8 protein-coding genes and 1 pseudogene are annotated in these 6,698 nt (G+C 47.4%); 3 read left to right on the plus strand and 6 right to left on the minus strand.

Features of this window, described 5'->3' with window-relative positions:
- Positions 1-115: QcrA and Rieske domain-containing protein (locus tag ABWO75_RS13115; RefSeq protein ID WP_353186258.1), on the plus strand; the 115-nt coding region annotated here is incomplete at its 5' end.
- A 2-nt stretch (positions 116-117) separates the two neighbouring features.
- Here the strand turns inward: ABWO75_RS13115 and ABWO75_RS13120 are convergent.
- From ABWO75_RS13120 to ABWO75_RS13135, 4 genes and pseudogenes are all read right to left on the minus strand, one after another.
- Positions 118-789 (minus strand): annotated as a pseudogene (locus tag ABWO75_RS13120) (DUF6766 family protein).
- Between the two features lie 207 nt (positions 790-996).
- Positions 997-1,755, minus strand: coding sequence for an SDR family oxidoreductase (locus tag ABWO75_RS13125; RefSeq protein ID WP_353186244.1), 759 nt, complete (start codon positions 1,753-1,755; stop codon positions 997-999).
- Positions 1,756-1,764: 9 nt separating this feature from the next.
- Positions 1,765-2,892: a hypothetical protein gene (locus ABWO75_RS13130; RefSeq protein ID WP_353186246.1), complete on the minus strand. Its 1,128-nt coding sequence runs from the start codon at positions 2,890-2,892 to the stop codon at positions 1,765-1,767.
- Positions 2,893-2,934: 42 nt separating this feature from the next.
- Complete coding sequence (locus tag ABWO75_RS13135; RefSeq protein ID WP_353186248.1) at positions 2,935-3,975, minus strand: hypothetical protein; 1,041 nt, start codon at positions 3,973-3,975, stop codon at positions 2,935-2,937.
- Positions 3,976-4,139: 164 nt separating this feature from the next.
- Between ABWO75_RS13135 and ABWO75_RS13140 the strand changes: the two genes are divergently transcribed.
- Both ABWO75_RS13140 and ABWO75_RS13145 read left to right on the plus strand, forming a co-directional pair.
- A complete protein-coding gene (locus ABWO75_RS13140; RefSeq protein WP_353186250.1) occupies positions 4,140-4,682 on the plus strand; it encodes a hypothetical protein in 543 nt (180 codons plus the stop codon).
- Positions 4,683-4,697: 15 nt separating this feature from the next.
- Entirely contained in the window at positions 4,698-5,489 is a 792-nt protein-coding gene (locus tag ABWO75_RS13145) for a carbon-nitrogen hydrolase family protein (RefSeq protein ID WP_353186252.1), read from the plus strand.
- A gap of 358 nt (positions 5,490-5,847) precedes the next feature.
- Here ABWO75_RS13145 and ABWO75_RS13150 read toward each other — a convergent pair whose 3' ends face one another.
- Positions 5,848-6,057 (minus strand): DUF2683 family protein, encoded by a 210-nt coding sequence (locus ABWO75_RS13150; protein WP_353186254.1) that lies wholly within the window; start codon positions 6,055-6,057, stop codon positions 5,848-5,850.
- 310 nt (positions 6,058-6,367) lie between these two features.
- Positions 6,368-6,698: hypothetical protein (locus ABWO75_RS13155; protein WP_353186256.1), on the minus strand; the 331-nt coding region annotated here is incomplete at its 5' end.

Raw genomic sequence — 6,698 nt, forward strand, 5'->3', positions numbered from 1 at the left:
TTTCAACGCAGCTGAACAGAGCTGGGATTGCCCATGCCACGGTGGACGGTTTGATATTGCTGGGAAGGTAATGTGCGGGCCACCCCGGAAAGATCTCGCGCAGGTTAATCTGTAGTCCTATTTCCCGGTTTCCATATCCGGTGCATCTACCGGTTTGGATTCCGGTGATCCTTTTTGCCGCAGGTAAATGGTCAAAAATACGATGGAAAATACAGAAAGGAACTCACTTTGCCAGTTTTGAAAGGTTTCAAACCAGAATTCAGCCTGTCCCAGGTATTGGCTAACACTTTCTTTTGGCAGATTCTTCGCCAGTTGTTCTACGTTATGGTTCTGCCAGCTTCCATAGAGATGCATCGCCCAACTGGTCAGGAAGAGGATGCCAAAGGCGATGGACAGGGAGTGGCTGTAGATTTTTAGGATCCAGCCTCCTTTTCTGACTGCCCACGGTGCGCCCTGGTTCGGGACCGGTTCCCGATCGACCTCTTCGGGTTCGTCCAGTTTTTTTGATTCGGCGGATCCGATTTGGCGGAGGGAAACGGTGAGCAGTATGTAGAGCGTCATTTGCAAAAATTAGCTTTCAAAGTTTTCGAACGTGGCTGATATGAAATGTCCGCTTTGGAGGCAGGTAATTATCCCGATTTCAGGTTGCTGATCTTCAATAAGTTCCTGGTTGTGTGTTTTCCAACCGGTAAGGGCTTGGGCACCCAGGGTAAAGATAAAGAGACTGATAAAAACGATGCTTAGACCATTCCGGTATAAGAACGATTTTTGTTGTTGTTTTAATTTCATAGCGCTGGTCGTTTACCTGAAAGTTCTAAAGGAATTGTCATAACGGGAAAGGGCATGCTTGAACGCTTTGCTGCCAAAACTACCCCAATATCGGACGTCCGCTGCTGGTCTTCTTTATAGCATGATTTTTTCTTGGGCACGATCCTTGGGTTTTAGATGTTAACAATTCAGCACGTTAAGGTTCCGCATGGCGCATCTACTTGTCTGCTATAGTATTTGCAGGTGCGGCCTGATTTGCAGATAAATAACGTCGCTGCGTTTAGGCTGGGAGAGGCAATAGAGTACACTCATCGCAATGTCTTCGGCTTTAAGCATTTTCAGGGCCTGGATTTCTTTGGGCTGTTCTTCGGCGGGCACCTCGATCATGTCAGAGCCGACCAGTCCGGGTTCAATCAAGGTGACTTTAATGCCGAGCTCGTTTACTTCTTTACGTAAGGCCTCGGTGAAGCCCTGGATTCCTGCTTTAGTGGCGACGTATACGGAACTGTCTTTATCCCGCTCATCAGCGCTGATGGAACCGATGTTTACAATGTGCCCGCTTTTTTGCGGTTTCATTCGTTTAACGGCTTCGTTTACGCAGGCCATGTAACCTAATAGGTTGGTGTCGGTAACGTACTTCCATTCTTTATAGCTGCCGCTGATGATGCTGTCGAACGCGATAGCGGCGTTGTTGACCAGGATGTCGAGGGTTTCCAGGTGTTTGTCTGTGTGTTCAAAGATTTGCTGTACACCTTCTTCCGTTGCTACATCGGCCGTGAATCCGTAGGGTGTGTTGTCAGGACTGACACGGGTAATGGCTTCCAGGGCATCATTCAGCTCGGGCTCGTGCCGCCCGAAGATGACCACTTTTGCGCCTTGGGCTGCAAGCAAAATGGCTGTAGCCCTGCCAATGCCGGTGGTTCCACCGGTGATGAGTGCGTTTTTTCCGTTGACATGTTCGGGTAAGTATGCTGTTAAGTTTTCCATAATCGGTAATTATGATTTACGCCAGCTGATCGTTACCCGCTGGTTTCCGTGTACGGTATATTCAATGTTTCCCTGTTTAACATTTTTTGACGGCAATGGTTCTTTATTTCCGCTGGTGGTGACTGTAAATTCGGGAAGTTTTGTTTTTCCGGTCTTTAAAATCATCATCCGGCAGGCTAACCGTTCATCGCCCAGCACGCTAAAATGGATGTGCTGACCTTTTCTTGCGCTGAATTCGGAGGTAGGGTAGTCTATATACACCATGAATTCTTCTCCCGGTACTTGCAGGTAGTGGCGTGGAAGGATGCCAAAGGCATTGCCTGCGCCGTATACTTGTTGCCCGACAGTACCGGATTTCAGCCAGCCGTCCTGAAGGTCTTCCAGGGCAATCCATAACTTGGGATCCACCTCTCCGACTTTTGGCTTTTCTTCCAGCATATCCGGAGGTAATAGGGTTGGGTAATAGTACGCTGCCCGGTCTACCAGGTAGCGGATGTATTCAGCTACCAATAATTTGACTGATGGCAGGATGTCAACTCCTTCGGCGTGCTTGAGGTAGTCGTGTAAAGCGCAAAATACTTCCTGCTCTTCGTACACGGCGGTATAGGGCGCATCGTTAAGGGGGAACAAAGCGAAGAAAGTGGGGAAGTTTTTGCCGTAGCCGTAATTACAATCCCAAAGCCGGGTGTTGCGGAAGATGCCGGCCAAACACATATAGCTCAGGTTCAGGTATACCGCGTTGCCTGTGATTTTGTACAGGCGAAGCAGCGCGCCGGAGGAGAACGCGGTATTATTAGCCTGGTAAAAGAGCTGAAAACCCATTCCCTGAAGGGTTTTAGCGGCTTTTTCGGCTTCCTTCAGGTATCTTTTTTCTTTGGTGAGTTCCCAGGCTTGCAGCATCACATGGGTGTAAATGCCGGCTACGTCTTTTTCTCCGCCCATGCCTTCAGCCGTTTCTGCTTTGATAATTTCCATGGTATCCATTTTATAGAATACCGGCCACCGATAATTGAACCGATGGGCTACTTTGATCGCATATTCGAGCGAATCGAGGAATAGTTTTTTACAGACGTTATCTCCTTTAAGTGCCAGCCTGGATAAGTTTAGCAGGGGATGGTGCAGGTACCAGCTATCCATGACATCGGGCTGCTTTTGCTCTTCTTCACCTTCGAGTTTATCTTAAGCGGCGGGAAGCCACCTGGTGATGGTGCCAAGTTTCTTGTCAAAGAATGCAGGTAGACCTGCTTTGATGGTTTTGATTACCTCCAGCTCTTGCTTACTCCATTCGGCGTAGTCCAGTAAGGGAAGCGCCACCGCCAGTTGCACCATAATTTCGGGCGGGGTGTTGTAGTCGCAGACATAGGCATTGAAATATCGGTGTCCTGCGACCTGTGTCCAGCAGCCCGGGCTACCGACCAGGTCCTTCAGTCCGCTTTCCAGAATGTTGGGCCATTGCTGGTAATTGGTCTCGGGCAGTGGCAAGCGTAAATAGATGCTCGCCAGCAGATCCAGGTATCCGTGGATCAGCTCCGGCTCGGTCTCCGGCACGTTATTTCCAAAGGCGACAAAAGCATCATTGAGGATCACTTTCTTTCCGGCCCGAAGCGGTATTTTGTTTGCTGCGGGCAAGGCAAATCCGAGCTCTGGCCAGTTGCCTCCCACGCTGTCGCCAAGGGACGTTTCGGTCTGTTGGCAATAGTCATTCAAAGCGGTAAGGTTTTGCAGGTACAGTATCGGCGTCGACTTCGGACGGGTTAAGCTCATATAGATAAAACCTGAGCGGGTGCCCCACTGGCTGGCGTGGATCTGCCCTTCGGTGTTTTCAGGTTTTCCGTGTCTTGTGGTAACCAGGATGTCTCTCGGCCAAAAAGGAAAATACAAGTCTTTCTCTGGCTTTATCGAGGTTGTGTACCGGAGTACTGGGAAATCTCCTGACTCGATTTTGATGCGGGCTTCAAATGTGCCGATATCACTGCTGAGCCAGATGTCGACTCCTGCATCATTGGTGCTAATCCGGTTGATTTCCGGAGAATCGCCAACAGCGAATACGGGACGGAATGCCATGTTGCCTCCATTGGGTAGTTCAACAGCTATCCATACAGAATCGATGGTTTGATATATTTTGAAATGACAGGCTCCGGCGGAGTGTTCATATAGTGCATGTTCTGCTTCGGCCAGTTCGCTGGCGGCCGCGGCCGCCCATGGTGATATTCCATTCATAATAACGATTTAGATGGGGCAACGCAGGGTAAACAAGCATTTCCGGAATTTTGTTTATGTATATTATTTTAAGGTCAGCTAACCGATACCCTATAATTCGGGTATTGTATGCCAGGTTAGGACTGATTAACTTGCAGCTGCATTATTAACGAAAGCTATCGATCATGAAAAAAGCATGGAACAACCTCCGGATTCTAATTGCGGTGCTGTTTATCGGTTTATTATGCAATGCTTGCGGTAAAAGTGACGGGCCAGTTATGGGGGAAGCATTTCTGGAGTGCAAATTAAACGGAGAATTGCATAAATTTAACAACGTAACCAACGCCAATGATCCACCCGCCGAAGAGATCGTGCATTTTGTGGTTATCGGCGGATGGGAAAGTGAGGACATCAACAAGTCGCCCTCATTTGGGATCATGTTGGTTTCTGAGGAAAATATTTCGGAGGGCACGTATCACGTGGCAGGCGGGTCGCTCCCCGAACTTGATGGCCAGTATTGCATTCAACTGTACGAGGGCGAAAATCATGTGGGAACGGAATGTTTCAGTGGCGGAAGATCAAGCGATACCAATTTTACGCTGAACATTACCAGTATTGACGACTGGGGGGTGAAAGGAACATTCTCCGGTCTGTTGAGGGATGTTGACGATAATTTTATTGAAGTTACGGACGGTAAATTCGCTGCGCCGTACAATACGAACCTTTAGCTGCTTAACTAAAAAATGAAAATAGCACTGGCAACCCCTCCCCTTCCCTCATCGCTTGCGCATGGGCTTCTGTTATTGGAGCAATTGGTTTCGGATGCGGCGTTACAGCGAGCAGAAATAGTGTGTTTTCCGGAGTCTTTTTTGCCGGGATACATGGGCATGGGTTATCCGCGTGAGGACCGCACGGAGCAAGCCTTACAGGGTGCGTTGACCCGTGCGGCTAACATCGCCGGGAAACACCGGATTGCCGTGATTTTGCCAATGGACGGTTTTATAGGGGATCAGATCCATAACCTGGTGTATGTGCTGTCAGCTAAGGGTGAGGTATTGGGGTACCAAACGAAAAACCAATTGGACCCAAGTGAGGATGGATTTTGGACAGCAGGTGAAAAACGGCAGCTGTTTGAAATAAATGGACTGAAATTCGGGATTACCATTTGCCACGAGGGCTTCCGCTATCCGGAATCTGTTCGTTGGTGTGCGTACCATGGTGCGCACATCGTGTTCCATCCGCATTTCGCGGGAAGCAATGACAACGGGCAAACCTGCAAAACGTTTGGTGCGTTTGAAAACCCGTATTATGAAAAGGCGATGATGATGCGGGCGCTGGAAAATACGATCTATTTTGCCAGTGTAAATTATGCTTCGAAATACCAGGAATCGGCGTCGGCGGTTATTGCCCCGGATGGTTCCTGCATCGGGTACCAGCCATATGGCGAGCCTGGTGTGCTGGTTGTGGATATTGACTCGGAGAAAGCTTCGGGAAGGCTGGCGAAGCGGTTTAAACCTCAGTTATTGCGGTATTGATCAATAAACATCCGCTATCGGATATCAAGTAAACATCGGCTCCTGCCGATTATCCCAGAAACAAATGATAGTGACGGTTTGGCCGTTTACCTTGTACAGCAGGGAACAGTTTTTATGGATGATACATTTCCGGACCCGGGTTTCTTTAACAATAACGGGGTATAAGAATGGAGTGATGCTTAAGGTGGTTAATGCTTTGGAAACCCGATCTTCAAACTTTTATACAAAGTGGATTCCCCAACGCTGCTGTAGTTGTAAAGATAATGCATCATAGGTATCTTCCGCCTCGGGAGTAAATCTGAGGGTATAAGACATTAATTAGTGTAGATTTAGTTTAGGTTGCTCGTATTTTGGCTAGTTAACGTTTCAGAAAATGCTTCTCCTTAAACGCCTCTAAACCAATAGTGTTTCCTTCAGAAGCCTGTTCCAGCCCTTTGTTAATGCTTTCTGTTACATGATCTGGCAAGCTACTGGATTGTGATTCAAAAGGCACCTTTAACGCTTTAAGCATCGATTTAACGGTTTTGAGCTGCCCAGCATTTTCAGGATGTATTGTAATTGCTTCCATTTTTCAACTGCTACAATACAAAACTAATAAAAATTAACACAGGTATCCTAATCTGCTCCTTGATTTCTGTTTGATAAACAGCCTACTAAACGTATTTATCCATGTATGGGACCGGCCGCAGACCGTTTTCTTGCAGTTAGCCGGCACACAATATTGGTTTAACGCTTGGGTGACTGATATAGCATCTAATGTACTCAAATATTGAATAGCGCCGTATTAGGTGCCTTGCGAGAAATTCTTTGGGCAGACCGGGTTATTTCTACCTGCTATCCTTGCATTTCAGACAGCTGAAGGAGTTTTTCTACATGACTTACCATGGAGTCACCGGGCTGTCTTTGTTGAAAGTCAATAGTATTTTTGGTATACTGGTTGTACTGATTTCATTGGCTTTTGTGCTGTTCCTAAAGTCGCAGCAATAAAAGTATCTTTGAAAAGCTGCATCTTCCCACGGTGTGAAACTGACCGAAAGAAGATGCCGTAATTTTGATATTAGATGTATCCTTACCACAATAAAATAAAGCAGCGGATAAAAAACGGGGAGCTGGTAAAGTTTGAGTTTGTTGAAAAATACAAAAACATCAGCCCTTGTTTGCTCCTCTATTTCAGTACGGAGCCTTACATAAGGCCGATAAGGGCCCACC

The organism is Parapedobacter lycopersici (assembly GCF_040395035.1).
GTDB classification, from domain to species: Bacteria; Bacteroidota; Bacteroidia; order Sphingobacteriales; family Sphingobacteriaceae; genus Parapedobacter; species Parapedobacter lycopersici_A.

Excerpts from the sequence above, each read along its gene's own strand:
- ABWO75_RS13125 (WP_353186244.1), bottom strand. The coding sequence starts at position 1,755 with ATGGAAAACTTAACAGCATACTTACCCGAACATGTCAACGGAAAAAAC.
- ABWO75_RS13130 (WP_353186246.1), bottom strand. The coding sequence starts at position 2,892 with ATGGATAGCTGGTACCTGCACCATCCCCTGCTAAACTTATCCAGGCTG.
- ABWO75_RS13135 (WP_353186248.1), bottom strand. The coding sequence starts at position 3,975 with ATGAATGGAATATCACCATGGGCGGCCGCGGCCGCCAGCGAACTGGCC.
- ABWO75_RS13140 (WP_353186250.1), top strand. The coding sequence starts at position 4,140 with ATGAAAAAAGCATGGAACAACCTCCGGATTCTAATTGCGGTGCTGTTT.
- ABWO75_RS13145 (WP_353186252.1), top strand. The coding sequence starts at position 4,698 with ATGAAAATAGCACTGGCAACCCCTCCCCTTCCCTCATCGCTTGCGCAT.
- ABWO75_RS13150 (WP_353186254.1), bottom strand. The coding sequence starts at position 6,057 with ATGGAAGCAATTACAATACATCCTGAAAATGCTGGGCAGCTCAAAACC.